The 14,007-nt window shown below is 60.4% G+C and carries 14 protein-coding genes; 8 read left to right on the top strand and 6 right to left on the bottom strand.

The window, feature by feature from the left end; genetic code table 11:
• Positions 1-172: 172 nt before the first annotated feature.
• Complete coding sequence (locus AB4N82_RS24285; RefSeq protein WP_032887395.1) at positions 173-1,123, bottom strand: alpha-E domain-containing protein; 951 nt, start codon at positions 1,121-1,123, stop codon at positions 173-175.
• 3 nt (positions 1,124-1,126) lie between these two features.
• Positions 1,127-2,536 carry a circularly permuted type 2 ATP-grasp protein gene (locus tag AB4N82_RS24280; RefSeq protein WP_032887392.1) on the bottom strand — a complete coding sequence of 470 codons (1,410 nt, stop codon included), beginning with the start codon at positions 2,534-2,536 and terminating at the stop codon, positions 1,127-1,129.
• Positions 2,537-2,968: 432 nt separating this feature from the next.
• On the opposite strand from AB4N82_RS24280, the gene AB4N82_RS24275 reads away from it, so the two are divergent.
• From AB4N82_RS24275 to AB4N82_RS24265, 3 genes are all read left to right on the top strand, one after another.
• Positions 2,969-3,514 (top strand): hypothetical protein, encoded by a 546-nt coding sequence (locus AB4N82_RS24275; RefSeq protein WP_032887390.1) that lies wholly within the window; start codon positions 2,969-2,971, stop codon positions 3,512-3,514.
• 68 nt (positions 3,515-3,582) lie between these two features.
• Positions 3,583-3,795 carry a hypothetical protein gene (locus tag AB4N82_RS24270; RefSeq protein ID WP_032887388.1) on the top strand — a complete coding sequence of 71 codons (213 nt, stop codon included), beginning with the start codon at positions 3,583-3,585 and terminating at the stop codon, positions 3,793-3,795.
• Between the two features lie 11 nt (positions 3,796-3,806).
• Complete coding sequence (locus tag AB4N82_RS24265; RefSeq protein WP_256583459.1) at positions 3,807-3,941, top strand: hypothetical protein; 135 nt, start codon at positions 3,807-3,809, stop codon at positions 3,939-3,941.
• Positions 3,942-3,946: 5 nt separating this feature from the next.
• Here AB4N82_RS24265 and AB4N82_RS24260 read toward each other — a convergent pair whose 3' ends face one another.
• The 4 genes from AB4N82_RS24260 to AB4N82_RS24245 form a co-directional block, all read right to left on the bottom strand.
• Positions 3,947-5,194 carry an EAL domain-containing response regulator gene (locus AB4N82_RS24260; protein ID WP_032887387.1) on the bottom strand — a complete coding sequence of 416 codons (1,248 nt, stop codon included), beginning with the start codon at positions 5,192-5,194 and terminating at the stop codon, positions 3,947-3,949.
• 9 nt (positions 5,195-5,203) lie between these two features.
• The gene (locus tag AB4N82_RS24255) at positions 5,204-5,587 is read right to left on the bottom strand and encodes a response regulator (protein WP_032887385.1); all 384 of its coding nucleotides are present in this window, start codon (positions 5,585-5,587) and stop codon (positions 5,204-5,206) included.
• Positions 5,572-6,930 (bottom strand): sensor histidine kinase, encoded by a 1,359-nt coding sequence (locus AB4N82_RS24250; protein WP_122681017.1) that lies wholly within the window; start codon positions 6,928-6,930, stop codon positions 5,572-5,574. Before AB4N82_RS24250 ends, AB4N82_RS24255 begins: the two co-directional genes overlap by 16 nt.
• Before the next feature lie 249 nt (positions 6,931-7,179).
• Positions 7,180-7,788: a hypothetical protein gene (locus tag AB4N82_RS24245; RefSeq protein WP_233896796.1), complete on the bottom strand. Its 609-nt coding sequence runs from the start codon at positions 7,786-7,788 to the stop codon at positions 7,180-7,182.
• Positions 7,789-8,036: 248 nt separating this feature from the next.
• Here AB4N82_RS24245 and AB4N82_RS24240 point away from each other — a divergent pair, with 248 nt between their 5' ends.
• The 5 genes from AB4N82_RS24240 to xylB are packed head-to-tail and all read left to right on the top strand — an operon-like array spanning position 8,037 to position 13,997.
• A complete protein-coding gene (locus AB4N82_RS24240) occupies positions 8,037-9,569 on the top strand; it encodes a sugar ABC transporter ATP-binding protein (RefSeq protein ID WP_095184789.1) in 1,533 nt (510 codons plus the stop codon).
• A complete protein-coding gene (locus AB4N82_RS24235; protein WP_032887379.1) occupies positions 9,562-10,539 on the top strand; it encodes an ABC transporter permease subunit in 978 nt (325 codons plus the stop codon). The genes AB4N82_RS24240 and AB4N82_RS24235 overlap by 8 nt, the downstream gene beginning before the upstream one ends.
• 34 nt (positions 10,540-10,573) lie before the next feature.
• Positions 10,574-11,506: an ABC transporter substrate-binding protein gene (locus AB4N82_RS24230; protein ID WP_032887376.1), complete on the top strand. Its 933-nt coding sequence runs from the start codon at positions 10,574-10,576 to the stop codon at positions 11,504-11,506.
• Positions 11,507-11,527: 21 nt separating this feature from the next.
• Positions 11,528-12,520: a LacI family DNA-binding transcriptional regulator gene (locus AB4N82_RS24225; protein ID WP_122765134.1), complete on the top strand. Its 993-nt coding sequence runs from the start codon at positions 11,528-11,530 to the stop codon at positions 12,518-12,520.
• Between the two features lie 16 nt (positions 12,521-12,536).
• Positions 12,537-13,997: a xylulokinase gene (gene xylB, locus AB4N82_RS24220; RefSeq protein WP_122765135.1), complete on the top strand. Its 1,461-nt coding sequence runs from the start codon at positions 12,537-12,539 to the stop codon at positions 13,995-13,997.
• Positions 13,998-14,007 lie beyond the last annotated feature (10 nt).

The following is a 14,007-nucleotide window of genomic DNA, read 5'->3' as shown; positions in this document are numbered from 1 at the left end:
ATTCCTCAGCACCCGCACCGTAAGAGGCTTATCCGACTCCGTGAACTGGCGTGCTTAAGGCACTCAGGCCATCAGCCGTTGAACGCTGGGAAGACCAGTCATCGCTTCAAAATAAAAGCGGCACGCAAGTAGGGCAATTATCTGAGTAAACAGACAAGTGGCTAAAGCCTCCTCAAACAACTTCCAAATAAGAACTATGAACCGCCCCCGCCAACTCCCTCACCGTCTCAATAAACTCCGTCAACCGACTATGCAGCCCATCCTCCAGAATCTCATCAATCCCCGTATACCTCAGCCGCGCTTCAAACTCGGCGGCCAGGCGTTGCGCCGTACGCCCATAACTACCGGGCAAGTCCGCGAGGATATGACTCAACTCCTCGATACACGCATGCAGTGAACGCGGCACATCGCTACGCAACAGCAGTAACTCAGACACCGACCGAGCATTCAGCGCATTCGGGTACAGCTCGGTGTACGCCTCGAATGACGACAATGCGCGGAGCAGGGCGCTCCACTGGTAATAGCCGCGTGCCGAGAGGTCGCTGACTTCTTCGGACTCTTCGCCGAACATTTCGTAGCGCGCATCCAGCAGGCGCAGGGTGTTGTCCGCACGTTCGATGAAGGTGCCGAGTCGGATGAACCGATAGGCGTCGTTACGCATGATGGTGCCGGAGGTCGCGCCGCGGAACAGGTGGGAACGCTGCTTGACCCAGTCACAGAAGTGGCTGATGCCGTGCCGCGCCAGGCCGCCGGCGGCGATGCTGCGCATTTCCAGCCAGGTGGCGTTGAGGTTTTCCCACATGTCGGCGGTGATGCGTCCGCGCACGGCGTGGGCGTTGCCCCGTGCGGCGCGCAGGCAGTTGTAGATACTGGCGGGGTTTTCTTCGTCGAGGGCGAAGAAGTGCAGCATGCGCTCGGCGTCCAGTTGCTTATGGCGTTCCAGATAACTCTCCAGCGTGCCGCTGCTGAGCAACGACATGGCCAGTTCGTCGAGGCCATCGCTGCGTCCGGCCTGGGGCATCAACGACAGCGAATAACTGACTTCCAGCATGCGCGCCAGGTTCTCGGCGCGCTCCAGGTAGCGGGACATCCAGTACAGATCTGCGGCGGTTCTACTCAACATGATTCAGCCCTCCACCACCCAGGTGTCCTTGGTTCCGCCGCCTTGCGACGAGTTGACGATCAACGAGCCTTCACGCAGTGCCACCCGCGTGAGGCCACCGGGCACCAGGCGGGTTTCCTTGCCCGAGAGCACGAACGGCCGCAGATCGATATGCCGGGGCGCAATGCCGTTTTCGACAAAGGTCGGGCAGGTGGACAGGCTTAGGGTCGGTTGGGCGATGTAGGCGTGAGGCCGCGCTTTGATGCGTTGACGGAAGTCCTCGATCTCGGCGGCAGTAGAAGCGGGGCCGACCAGCATGCCGTAGCCGCCGGAGCCTTGGGTTTCCTTGACCACCAGTTCCGGCAGGTGGGCCAGCACGTGGGACAACTCATCGGGTTTGCGGCACTGGAAGGTCGGTACGTTCTGCAGGATCGGTTCCTCGTCCAGGTAGAAACGGATCATTTCCGGCACGTAAGGGTAGATCGACTTATCGTCCGCCACGCCGGTGCCGATGGCGTTGGCCAGCACCACGTTGCCGGCGCAATAGGCGGCCACCAGGCCGGGCACGCCGAGCATCGAGTCCGGATTGAAGGCCTGTGGATCGAGGAAGGCGTCGTCAATGCGCCGGTAGATCACGTCCACGGCTTTCGGGCCGTCGGTGGTGCGCATGAACACCTTGAGGTCGTGCACGAACAGGTCGGCGCCTTCCACCAGTTCCACGCCCATTTCCCGGGCGAGGAAGGCATGTTCGAAAAATGCGCTGTTGAAGCGGCCGGGGGTCAGCACCACCACATTGGGGTTGTCCAGGCGGCTTGAGCTTTTGAGGGTTTTGAGCAACAGGTTGGGGTAGTGGTCCACCGGTGCGATTCGCTGCTTGGCGAACACCTCGGGGAACAGGCGCATCATCATCTTGCGGTCTTCGAGCATGTAGCTCACGCCGCTGGGGGTACGCAGGTTGTCTTCGAGCACGTAGTAAGTGCCGTCGCCGTCGCGCACCAGGTCGACGCCGGAAATATGCGAGTAAATATCGCGGTGCAGGTCCAGCCCAACCATGGCCTTCTGATAACCCTCGTTGCCCAGCACCTGGTCGGCGGGAATGATCCCGGCCTTGATGATGCGTTGGTCGTGGTAGATATCGGCGAGGAACATGTTCAGCGCATTGACCCGCTGGATACAGCCGCGTTCGATCACGCTCCACTCACTGGCGGGGATGCTGCGGGGGATGATGTCGAAGGGAATCAGGCGCTCGGTGTCCTGCTCGTCACCATAGAGGGTAAAGGTGATCCCGGCGCGGTGAAACAGCAGGTCGGCTTCGCGGCGACGCTGGGCCAGCAGTTCCGGCGGCGTGTTGGCCAGCCAGCGGGAGAAATCCTGATAGTGCGCACGGCATACGCCATTTGCGTCATTCATTTCGTCAAAGAAAGATAGAGCCATTCCAGTACCTTGTCAGTGCCCAGGGTTGCGTGGGGGTGGCACTGCCGCTTCAAAAAACGCATGTTTTTATGAGCCTGTGGCGCAGAGTGCCAGCAGGCCTGGTCCTTACTTTCTTATGGGGTCGGCTCTGGGTCGGGCGGTAACGATTGCTCCTGTATCCGGGCAGATGAATGGGTTAAGCAATGCGTGTGCCGGAATGCCCTTGAGGTGACTGGGTTTGCTGTGGCGAGCGGGCAAACCTGCTCGCCACAGCGCGCCCAAACGCCATAAAGCCTGCTGGCCGAGTCATCCCCTCCCAGCAGCGAGCCCTTCCTGACGGAGCCCATTCACCATAAAGAGGCAATGCGCGCCCTGGTGTGGTGCATGAACAAACTTGAACTTCATTCGCGCCCGGTTCTTCTAACGAAACTCGAATCCTTGTGGAGCACGCCCGTGCCCAGAATCATTTCACCCGACACACCCGAATCGAGCCTGGACGATCACAGCGAGCACACCGCCAAGATTTTCGGCTCGCCCAAGGACCGCCTGGACTTTTACCGTCGAGAAATTCAGTACGAAACCTCAATCCTGGCCAACCGTACCGACGCCTATCTCACCGCGCAGTCGTTTCTGGTGATTGCCTTTGTCTCCGGCATGGGCAACCTCAACCCCGAGTGGGGCAAGTTGTTTACCCTCGTGGTGCCAGTTTTCCTCGCTGCGCTCGGGATTCTCAGTTCCTTGAACGCCTGGCCGGGCATCCGCGCTGCGTATGACATCATCGATCACTGGCACTTCAAGCAAAGTGAGTTGCTGCGCAGCGAACCGATAATGGGCATGGCCTATGACGAATCACCGCTGTTTTCCGAGATGGAGTCTTCCCATAAGGGCTACCGCAAGTCGCTGCTGTTCTCCATGCGCGCTCCGTGGCTGTTCATGGTGTTCTGGTTGCTGCTGGGCATCTATGCGTTTTATATCCAGGTCGACAATCCGATCCGCTAGGCAATTGGACGGAACTTCAACGCGCAGCGCGGCGCCTTAACCTTACAGATCCCAGTGAGAGGTGACCCATGAGCACATCCAACGATCCACAAGTCAGTAACCGTAACGATCCGGCGATTGACCGCGGCGAACCGGCCCCCGGCACCAGCGCTGACGCCCCCAAGGATCCCAAGGCCAAGAGCGATCCCAAGGCGAAGGACAACGACTACAGCCCTGATTTCAAGCCCGAGCGCGAGCCCAAGCCTGAAACGGATGCAGATATCGACACCCAAGGCGGTTAGAGGAGAAGGTCATGTCTAAAGAACTCGACGAAGAACTTAACGACCCAGGCAATGAAGATCCCGGGTCATTGATGGATGATGCCGAAGTCCCGCTTAATGATCTGGATGAAGCAGCCGATCTGGGCAACACCGAAGATCAGGACTGAGCCCGTTACTTAAGACGCTCCAGCAATAGCCGCTCCAGCGTTACCACCGGCAACGGCCGGCTGAACAGATACCCTTGAATCTGATCACAGCCGGCCTCCTTCAAAAACGCCAGTTGCGCCTGGGTTTCCACGCCCTCGGCCACTACGCGCAATTTCAGACTGTGCGCCAGTTCAATGATGGTGCGGGTGATCGCCGCATCCTGCGGGTTGGTAGTGACCTCGCGGATGAACGCGATGTCGATTTTCAGCGTATCGATGGGAAACCTGCGCAGGTACGCCAGGCTTGAATAGCCGGTGCCGAAGTCATCAATTGAGATCTTCACGCCCATGGCGCGCAAGCGTTGCAGGCTGGCGATGGTGTGCTGGGTGTTTTCCATCAGCGAGCCTTCGGTCAGTTCCACTTCCAGCCAGTGCGCTTCAACCCCGGTGCTCTCCAGGCTATGGGCGATATCGGCAATCAGGTCGCCCTCGATTAACTGATGGCCGGACACGTTGACCGACACTTCTACCGCGCCGATGTCACTGCGTTGCCACTCGGCAATCTGCTGGCACACCTGCTCGATCACCCAACGACCCACCGGTACGATCAGGCCCAGGCTTTCCAGGATCGGCACGAAGACCGCCGGGGACACCGCGCCATAATCGGGCCGGTCCCAGCGAAGCAAGGCTTCCAGTGCGCAGATATTGCCGTTGGCCAACTCGACCTTGGGCTGGTAGTGCAGGGCGAATTCGCCCCGCTCAATGGCCTCACGCAGGGCCTTCTCCATGTCTACGCGGACCAGATCATGCACATTGCCCTGGGTGGTATGCACGGTGTGCTGGTGCAACCGTTGCTCCAACTGCTCGCTGCGTTGTTTGAACTGGTCACCATGGGCCTTGAGCCGCAGCAGGTTGCGCACCCGCAGCCAGAGTTCCAAGTGCTCCACTGGCTTACTGAGGAACTCTTCGGCGCCTGTTTCCAGACCGCTGACCCGAGCGCTGATGTCGCTCAAGGCCGAAAGCATGATGATCGGGATGTTCGCCGTGGCCGGGTTGCCCTTGAGCTGGGTGGCGACTTCATAGCCGTCCATGCCCGGCATCATGATGTCCAACAGGATCAGATCCGGCGGTTGCTGCGCCACCAACTGCAACGCTTCTTCACCGCTGCAGGCGCTCAGGGTCAGGTAGCCCTCGTGTTGCAGCAGGGTTTCCAATAGCTTGCGAACCTGGGGTTCGTCGTCAACGATCAACAGCGTTGCGGGTGAGCTGGCCATGGAGAGGACTCATTCAGGAGGTGTGAGGGTTGGGTTCAGCAGGGTGTCGATCTCCTGGTACAGCTCCTTGTAGCGCAGGGGTTTGCTCACGTAGGCGTCGCATCCGGCGAGTCGGGCTTTTTCCCGGTCTTCCTTCATCGCCATGGCGGTGAGGGCGATCACCGGGATGTGAGCCGTGTGAGGGTCTTGCTTGAGCAGGCGAGTGGCTGCCAGGCCATCCATGCCTGGCAATTGAATGTCCATCAGAATCAGAGCCGGCTGGTGTTCGCGGGCCATGGTCAGGCCGCTCTCGGCGTCGGCGGCCCACAGCACAATGTGGCCGGCGTTGACCAGCAGTAAGCGCGCAAGACGCATGTTGGCTTCGTTGTCTTCGACAATCAGGATGTTGGCCATGTGGCCTCCACAGTAGCGGCGGCGCGATGCAGCGGCAGCCACACCACAAAGCGTGCGCCCAGGCCTTCGCGGCTGGCCACGGCAACGCTGCCGCCCTGCAGATCGGTGAGCTGCTTGACCATCGCCAGGCCCAGGCCGGTGCCTTCGAATTTGCGTGCCAGGCTGCTGTCGATCTGGCTGAACGCCTTGAACAGCTTGCCCATGTCATCCGGGGCAATCCCGATACCGCTGTCGCTGACGCTCAACTCAAGAAAGCGGCGGTGCGCGCTGGGTTGCAGGGCAAAGCCATGCACCGGCCAATCGCCGGCGACCAGCCCCACCTCATCGCGGCTGACCTCGCGCACCGCCAGGGTCACGTCGCTGCCGTGGGCGCTGAACTTCACCGCATTGGCCAGCAGGTTGTAGACGATTTGCTTGGTCTTGCGCAGGTCCAGGATCAGCGTGCCCAGGTCGTCCTGGCTGTCGAGTTTGAGTTGGATACGCTGCAGGGCGGCTTTTTCGCGCACGATCAATAGGCTGTTTGCCAACAACCCGGCCAGCTCCACCGGCTCCAGTTCCAGGTCCATCATCCCGGCCTCGACCTTGGACAGGTCAAGGATGTCGTTGATCAGCGAGAGCAAGTGCTGCCCGCTGGTGAAAATATCGCCGATGTACTCGCGCTGGATCTCAGTCATGTCGCCCACCAGCCCGTCCTTCAGCGCCTCGGAAAAGCCGATCACCGCGTTCAGCGGCGTACGCAATTCGTGGGACATGGTCGCGAGGAACTCGGACTTCATGTGGTTGGCGTGTTCCAGCTCCAGGTTCTTTTCTTCCAGGGCGCGCTCAAAGCCTTTGCGCTCGGCTTCTTCCTGTTTGCGCGCAGTGTTATCGGTACCGATCAGCAGGTAGCCGATGATCGTGTCATTGCGATTGCGCAACGCCGTCACCGAGACCATCGCCGATAGCCGACTGCCGTCCTTGCGGATATAGGTCAGCTCGTAGATGTCCTCGATGCCGCGCGAGGCCTTGAACACCAGCGCTTCGAACCCTGGGGTGATCGGCGTATCCAGTTCCTCGCTGAGGGCCGCCGCGCGGGTGATCAGCTCGGCAGGGTCGGAAATGTCAGCGGGGGTGATGCGGTTGACCACATCGACAGCGGCATAACCGAGCATGCGTTCGGCGCCGACATTGAAGATCTGGATCACACCTTTTTCATCGGTAGCGATGCTGGAGAAATAAGCGCTATTGAAGATGGCGTCTTGCAGGGCGCCGGTCTTGAGCAGGGTTTTCTGGCGTTTGAATTCGACGATTTTTTCAGCGCGTGACTGCGGTTCGCTGGGGTGGTCGGTTGAGCTTTTATCCATCGTGGTGGGGTTCCGTGAACGTAAGGCCCGCCATCGTCAGTGGGCGAGGGCGCAGAGCATGCTCACAGAAGATCGCGATGAAGCGACGAGGAGGAGATGAGGTCCTTGGACAATAGCAGACATTATGGCGATTTGATGTCTTGGTCTATCTCTTCGGATTGGAAGGCACTCATATGAGTGCCTTTGAAGCTTGTCGTTAATGAATCGTTTCACTCATGGATAAACGACCTGCGCCAGCGCTGGTTTACCTCAGCGCAGACCGAACATGAATTCTCTTTGTGGGCAATTGCTGCTTCTGGCCTTAACGGCCATGTTGAGATTGCGCAGTTCGTTGCAAATCTGCGCGATGTTTTTCGGCGTGACGTAAAGGTTGTTGGAAAACCACAGGTGCTTGGCAGTGGGTAAGTTTTTCAGGGCTCCGCCCGCCGTGAGTATTCGCAAAACGATGGTGGAGCAGTTTTTGCGGAACAAATCGTAATGGGCGTTGGTTTTGTTCCTGATTTTGAACCATTCCGCCCGCATGTTCGCCACGTCCAGCCCGGAGACTGTATAGACCAGATGGGGAGGGCTGCCTTCGGCGCTTATGTCCGACTCCAGGAACAGGTTGCGTCCTTGCGGCTGCTTGCCTAACCACTGCGCGTCACTTTCCGGCCACCAACTCACGTAGTTGGTATTGACATGCTCGATCGCCCCCCTGTCGACATGCCGTGCCTCTCTATTTGCATACGCGTAGTAATTGCGCTCTATATTTTTTCCGATATGTGGGTCGCCGATGTACAGGGCGGCGTGGCCGACGTTTGTCTCTTGCTTAGCAAATACGGGAAACCAGATATAAACGACGGCGCTGGAAAGGGGCATGGTCTTCGATTTTTTCCGCGTGAATGAGGGGCGCGCATTCTAGTCAGGTCATCTGTCTTTGCCCCTTACCCTACGGGCATAGGGTTGTAACCAAATCCATCCTGCTACCCGCAAAATTTCACCAAACAGCTTGGTGAAACGTTTCTTCAATGACAAAAATGCCTAAGCAAGCGCTTGCGTACGAAAATGTATCTGGATTAGAGTCGGCCTCGCTTAACCACAAAAATAATAAAACCAGGAGCTCAGCCATGAGCCTTGAACCCTTGCTTGAGATGCAGGGCATCAGTAAAACCTTCAGCGGTTTGCGCGTGCTCAAAAGTGTCGGCCTGAAGGTCTACCCCGGCGAAATCCACGCCTTGATGGGGGAGAACGGCGCCGGCAAATCGACGCTGATGAAAATCCTCTCCGGCGCCTACCAAGCCGACCCCGGCGGCGAAATTCGCATCAGCGGCCAAGCCATCGCCACTTACAACCCCGCCACCGCCAAAGCCCTCGGCATCGCCGTGATCTATCAAGAGCTGAGCCTGTGCCCGAACCTGAGTGTGGCCGAGAACATCTACCTGGGTCGTGAGCTGCGCCGAGGCTGGACCATCGACCGCAAAGGCATGCAGGCCGGCTGCGTCGAAGTGCTGCAACGCCTGGGAGCGGAGTTCACGCCGGCAACTCAGGTCAGCAGCCTGTCGATTGCCGAGCGCCAACTGGTGGAAATCGCCCGCGCCTTGCACGCCCACGCCAAAATCCTGGTGATGGACGAACCCACTACGCCACTCTCGTCCCGCGAGACCGACCGGCTGTTCGCGCTGATCAAGCAACTGCGCAGCCAAGGGTTGGCGATCATCTATATCAGCCACCGTATGGCCGAAATCTATGAATTGTCGGACCGCGTCTCGGTGTTGCGCGATGGCCAGTACATCGGCGAACTCACCCGCGATGCGCTGTCGGCCGAGGTGCTGGTGAAGATGATGGTGGGCCGTGACCTGTCCGGTTTCTATAAGAAAGAACACGCCGCCTACAACCCCGGCAACGTGGTGATGCGCGTGCGCGACATGGCCGATGGCAAACGCGTGCGCAACTGCAGTTTCGATTTACACGCCGGTGAAGTGCTGGGCATCGCCGGACTGGTGGGGGCAGGGCGCACCGAGCTGGCGCGGCTGATCTTCGCTGCCGACCCTCGCACCAGCGGCACCCTGGAAGTGGTGGGCAAGACCGTCACCCAACTGCGCACCCCGGCGGACGCGATTCGCGCCGGCGTGGTGTACCTCACCGAAGACCGCAAGGCCCAGGGCCTGTTCCTGGATATGAGCGTGGCCGACAACATCAACGTCTGCGCCTGTGTGCCGGATGCCCATGCCGGCGGCTTGCTGGATCGCGGTCATGCGGCGCAGCGCTCGAATGACGCTATCAAGTCCCTGTCGATTCGCGTCGCGTCGGGCAAGGTCAATGTCGGCGCGTTGTCCGGCGGCAACCAGCAAAAGGTGTTGCTGGCACGGCTGTTGGAGGTCAAGCCCCATGTGCTCATCCTCGACGAACCGACGCGGGGCGTAGACATCGGCTCCAAGTCCGAGATTTACCGCATCATCAATCAACTGGCCCAGGCCGGCGTGGGCATTGTGGTGATTTCCAGCGAACTGCCGGAAATCATCGGCACCTGCGACCGGGTGCTGATCATGCGCGAAGGCCAGTTGGTGGCCGAAGTCGGCGGGGCTTCCGGCCACGCTATTTCCCAGGAACGTATTATTGACCTCGCCACCGGTGGCGATCAGGTGGTTGCCCATGGCTGATTCGATGATTGCAACAACAGGCAAGGCAGAGCGCGTGCGCGAACTGATGCGCACGGTCGGCATGTTGCCGGTGCTGATATTGCTGCTGGTGGGCTTCGCCCTGGCCAGCGAGAACTTCCTGACGGTGCAAAACCTGTCGATCATCACCCAGCAGGCCTCGGTCAACGTGGTGCTCGCGGCGGGCATGACCTTCGTGATTCTCACGGCGGGCATCGACCTGTCGGTGGGGGCGATTCTGGCGGCGTCCGCCGTGGTGGCATTGCAGGCGTCAATGTCGCCGCAGTTCGGTATGTTCGGGATTGCCGCCGGGATTGGCTTTGGCCTGTTGCTGGGCCTGGTCAACGGCGGGCTGATCGCCTTTATGCGCCTGCCGCCGTTTATCGTCACACTCGGTGCACTCACCGCGATGCGCGGCCTCGCACGGTTGCTGGCGGATGACAAAACCGTGTTCAACCCCGACCTGCCCTTTGCGTTTATCGGTAACGATTCGATTCTTGGTGTGCCGTGGCTGGTGGTGATCGCCGTGGCAGTGGTGGCGTTGTCGTGGTTCATCCTGCGCCGCACCGTGATGGGCGTGCAGATCTACTCGGTGGGCGGCAACCCAGAAGCCGCGCGGCTGTCCGGGATCAAGGTGTGGAAAGTGCTGCTGTTTGTCTACGCCATGTCCGGTGCGTTGGCCGGGCTTGGCGCGGTGATGAGCGCCTCGCGCCTGTTTGCCGCCAATGGCCTGCAACTCGGGCAATCCTATGAGCTGGATGCGATTGCGGCGGTGATCCTCGGCGGCACCAGTTTTACCGGCGGCGTGGGCACCATTGGCGGCACGCTGATCGGTGCGCTGATTATCGCGGTGCTCACCAATGGCCTGGTGCTGCTGGGCGTGTCGGATATCTGGCAGTACATCATCAAGGGCATCGTGATCATTGGCGCCGTGGCGCTGGATCGTTATCGCCAGTCCGGTGCGCGGACCTGATTTCACTCATACAACAATCACAAGAGAGACTCCCATGAAGCTTAAACACCTGTTTCCTGTCATTGCCTTGGCCGCCCTGATGTCGCAAGCCGTGGAGGCCCGGGAGCTCAAAGCCCTCGGCATCAGCATGGGCTCGTTGGGTAACCCGTATTTCGTGACCCTGGCCGACGGCGCAACCGCCCGCGCCAAGGAGTTGAATCCCAACGTCAAGGTCACCTCGGTGTCGGCCGACTATGACCTGAGCAAGCAGTTTTCGCAGATCGATAACTTCATTTCGTCCAAGGTCGACCTCATCCTGATCAACGCTGTCGACCCGTCCGCCATGGCCTCGGCGATCAAGAAAGCCCGCGACGCCGGTATCGTCGTGGTCGCGGTGGATGTGGACGCCAAAGGCGTGAATGCCACCGTGCAGACCGACAACGTCGAAGCCGGCAAGCTCGCTTGCCAGTACCTGGTGGACAAGCTCTCGGGCAAAGGCAATGTGATTATCCAGAACGGCCCGCAAGTGACCGCTGTGACCGATCGCGTCAAAGGCTGCAAGGCTGCACTGGCCGGAGCGCCAGAGATCAAGGTGCTGTCCGACGACCAGGACGGCAAAGGCTCCCGCGAGGGCGGCTTGAACGTGATGCAGGGTTACCTGACGCGCTTCGCCAAAATTGACGGCCTGTTCGCAATCAATGACCCGCAAGCCATCGGCAGCGACCTGGCGGCCAAACAGCTCAAGCGCAGCGGCATCATCATTACCTCAGTGGACGGCGCGCCGGATATCGAGAACGCCCTGAAGACCGACACCCAGATCCAGGCGTCCGCCAGCCAGGACCCATGGGCCATGGCCCAGACTGCCGTGAACGTGGGCAATGACATTCTCAATGACAAAGCCCCGGCCGAAGCGGTTACCCTGCTGACCCCCAAACTGATCACCCGCGACAACGTCGGTACGTACAGCGGTTGGTCCAGTAAACATTGATCTATTGAGAGGAACGGCGCCGTGGTCACCATGGATGACGTGGCAAGCAGGGCGGGGGTGTCGACGTCGACCGTGTCCCACGTGTTGAACGGCACCCGCAAAGTCAGCCCGGCCACGGTGCAGGCGGTGCAGCGGGCGATCCAGGCGTTGGGGTATATCCCTAATACCCTGGCGCGCTCGCTGGCCCGCTCCAGTACCAACACCCTTGGCGTGGCGATCTCGGCGTTGTCCAACCATTACTTCAGCGAAACCGTGCACGCGATTGAAACCGAGTGCGCCAAACACGGCTACATGATGCTGTTTGTCGATACCCATGATGACCCGGAGCAGGAATTGCGGGTGGTCACGGCGCTGCATCATCGACGGGTCGATGGGATTGTCCTGGCGCCGTCCAACGGCTCGATGGCCCTGGCGTATTTGCAGGCCAACGAGATTCCAGCGGTGTTGGTGGATCGCATGATGAGTGAGCACTTCGATCAAGTCGGGGTGGAGAATGCCCAACCGACCCAGGCCCTGATTGAACACCTGATTGCCCATGGGCATCGCCGTATCGGTTTCATCGCCGGACGTGCCGGCTTCAGCACCACGGATGAGCGAGTGGCGGGGTACAGAGCCGCTTTGCAAGCGGCGGGGTTGGTGTTTGATCCGCAATTGCTGGTCGACGGCGGCTCCAACACTGAGCCGGCACGCCAGGCCACCGTTCAGTTGCTGGGCTTGGCTGCGCCGCCCACGGCGATCATGGCCGGCAATAACCTGATGACCCTCGGTGCCATGCAGGCACTGCGGGAGGCGCAGATCGAGGTGCCGGGGCAAATGGCCCTGGTGGGGTTCGATGATTTCGATTGGGCGGATTTGTTTGTGCCGCGTCTGAGCCTGATCGCGCAACCGGTCAAGGCCCTCGGCGCACGCGCGGTCGAGTTGCTGCTGCAGCGCATGGCTGCGCCCGGCGCGCCACCCCAGAGCGTACGACTGGCACCCACCCTGCAATTACGTAACTCCTGCGGCTGTGATTGATTGGAATAACGCACGTATGAACAGTCCTGTTTCCCTCGGAATCGACCTCGGCACTTCGGAACTCAAAGCCATCCTCATGGATACCGGCGGTGCTGTACTGGCCCATGCCGGCGTGCGCTTGAGCGTGTCACGGCGCCACAGCGGTTGGTCCGAGCAGGCTCCGGAAGATTGGTGGCAGGCGTGCCTGCAGGCCTTGGACCAATTGCGCCAGCATGAAGCGTATGCCCGAGTGGCCTGTATCGGGCTGTCCGGGCAGATGCACGGTGCGGTTTTACTTGGCGATGACGACCGCGTGCTGTACCCGGCGATCCTGTGGGACGACTCCCGCGCCGTGGCCGAAGCCGAACAGTTGGGGCCGACCTTTGCCGAAGTCACGGGCAGTTTGCCCATGGCCGGGCTGACTGCACCCAAGTTGCTGTGGCTGCAACAGCACGAACCTGAGGTATTCAAGGCGATTGACTGTGTGCTGTCGCCCAAGGACTACCTGCGTTTGCGGCTCAGTGGCGAGCGGATCAGCGAGATGTCCGATGCGGCGGGTACGCTGTGGCTGGACGTGGCGCAACGTGAGTGGTTCGCCCCGATGCTGCATGCAACGGGCCTCACGCCTGCGCAGATGCCCCGGTTGGTGGAAGGTGGCGCCGCGAGTGCGTGCGTGACGCTCAGTGGCCTGGGCTTGCCGACAAACGTGGTGATCGCCGGTGGTGGCGGCGATAACCCGGTGGCCGCGGTGGGTATGGGGGCGATCAATGCCGGTGATGCGTTTATCACCCTTGGTACCAGCGCGGCCCTGGTCGCGATCACCGATCACGCTGCCGGTAACCCGGCCAGCGCTGTGCACAGTTTCTGCCATGCGCTGCCCAACCGCTGGTACACCATGGGCGCCATGCTCGCCGGCGCCAGTTGCCTGCGCTGGGTCACTCGGCTCACCGGGACGGCGGATGAGCAAACGCTGTTGAATCAGGTGCAGGCGCAATTCCCGATCGGACAGCCGGTGCCGTTGGATACGCCGCTGTTTCTGCCTTACCTGGCCGGTGAGCGTACGCCCCATAACGATCCATTGTTGCGGGGTGGGTTTATGAACCTCGGTCACGACTGCAACCCCGCCATGCTCGGTTATGCAGTGATGGAGGGCGTGGGCTTTGGCCTGCTGGATGCGTTGCGCGCCGTGCAATCCGCCGGTGCCAGTGTTGGCGCCTGTGCGCTGGTGGGCGGTGGTGCGCGCAGCGAGTACTGGGCCCAACTGCTGGCCAACATCCTCCAGCGGGAAGTCCATACCCTGCACGGCAGCGAACTGAGTGCGTGTATTGGGGCGGCGAAGCTGGGGTTTCTGGCGATGGGGCAGGGCGCGGAGTTGCTGCAGGCGGGTATGCCGGTGAAGGCGCGTTATCAGCCTGATTTGGCTCAGCATGGGTTACTGGAAATGCGCTATGCCAAATTCAAGCAGTTATTGCCCGCCGCCAAGGCGTTGCGTGATTGAAGGGCTGCCT

This window comes from Pseudomonas sp. H1_D04, from assembly GCF_054683855.1.
Note: the sequence above shows the minus strand (reverse complement) of the source record. Positions and strands in the feature narration are given on the sequence as shown.

Coding starts and splice junctions, on each gene's coding strand:
- AB4N82_RS24255 (WP_032887385.1), bottom strand. CDS start 5,587: ATGGCCAACATCCTGATTGTCGAAGACAACGAAGCCAACATGCGTCTT.
- AB4N82_RS24245 (WP_233896796.1), bottom strand. CDS start 7,788: ATGCCCCTTTCCAGCGCCGTCGTTTATATCTGGTTTCCCGTATTTGCT.
- xylB (WP_122765135.1), top strand. CDS start 12,537: ATGAACAGTCCTGTTTCCCTCGGAATCGACCTCGGCACTTCGGAACTC.
- AB4N82_RS24250 (WP_122681017.1), bottom strand. CDS start 6,930: ATGGATAAAAGCTCAACCGACCACCCCAGCGAACCGCAGTCACGCGCT.
- AB4N82_RS24280 (WP_032887392.1), bottom strand. CDS start 2,536: ATGGCTCTATCTTTCTTTGACGAAATGAATGACGCAAATGGCGTATGC.
- AB4N82_RS24230 (WP_032887376.1), top strand. CDS start 10,574: ATGAAGCTTAAACACCTGTTTCCTGTCATTGCCTTGGCCGCCCTGATG.
- AB4N82_RS24235 (WP_032887379.1), top strand. CDS start 9,562: ATGGCTGATTCGATGATTGCAACAACAGGCAAGGCAGAGCGCGTGCGC.
- AB4N82_RS24265 (WP_256583459.1), top strand. CDS start 3,807: ATGTCTAAAGAACTCGACGAAGAACTTAACGACCCAGGCAATGAAGAT.
- AB4N82_RS24285 (WP_032887395.1), bottom strand. CDS start 1,123: ATGTTGAGTAGAACCGCCGCAGATCTGTACTGGATGTCCCGCTACCTG.
- AB4N82_RS24270 (WP_032887388.1), top strand. CDS start 3,583: ATGAGCACATCCAACGATCCACAAGTCAGTAACCGTAACGATCCGGCG.
- AB4N82_RS24260 (WP_032887387.1), bottom strand. CDS start 5,194: ATGGCCAGCTCACCCGCAACGCTGTTGATCGTTGACGACGAACCCCAG.
- AB4N82_RS24240 (WP_095184789.1), top strand. CDS start 8,037: ATGAGCCTTGAACCCTTGCTTGAGATGCAGGGCATCAGTAAAACCTTC.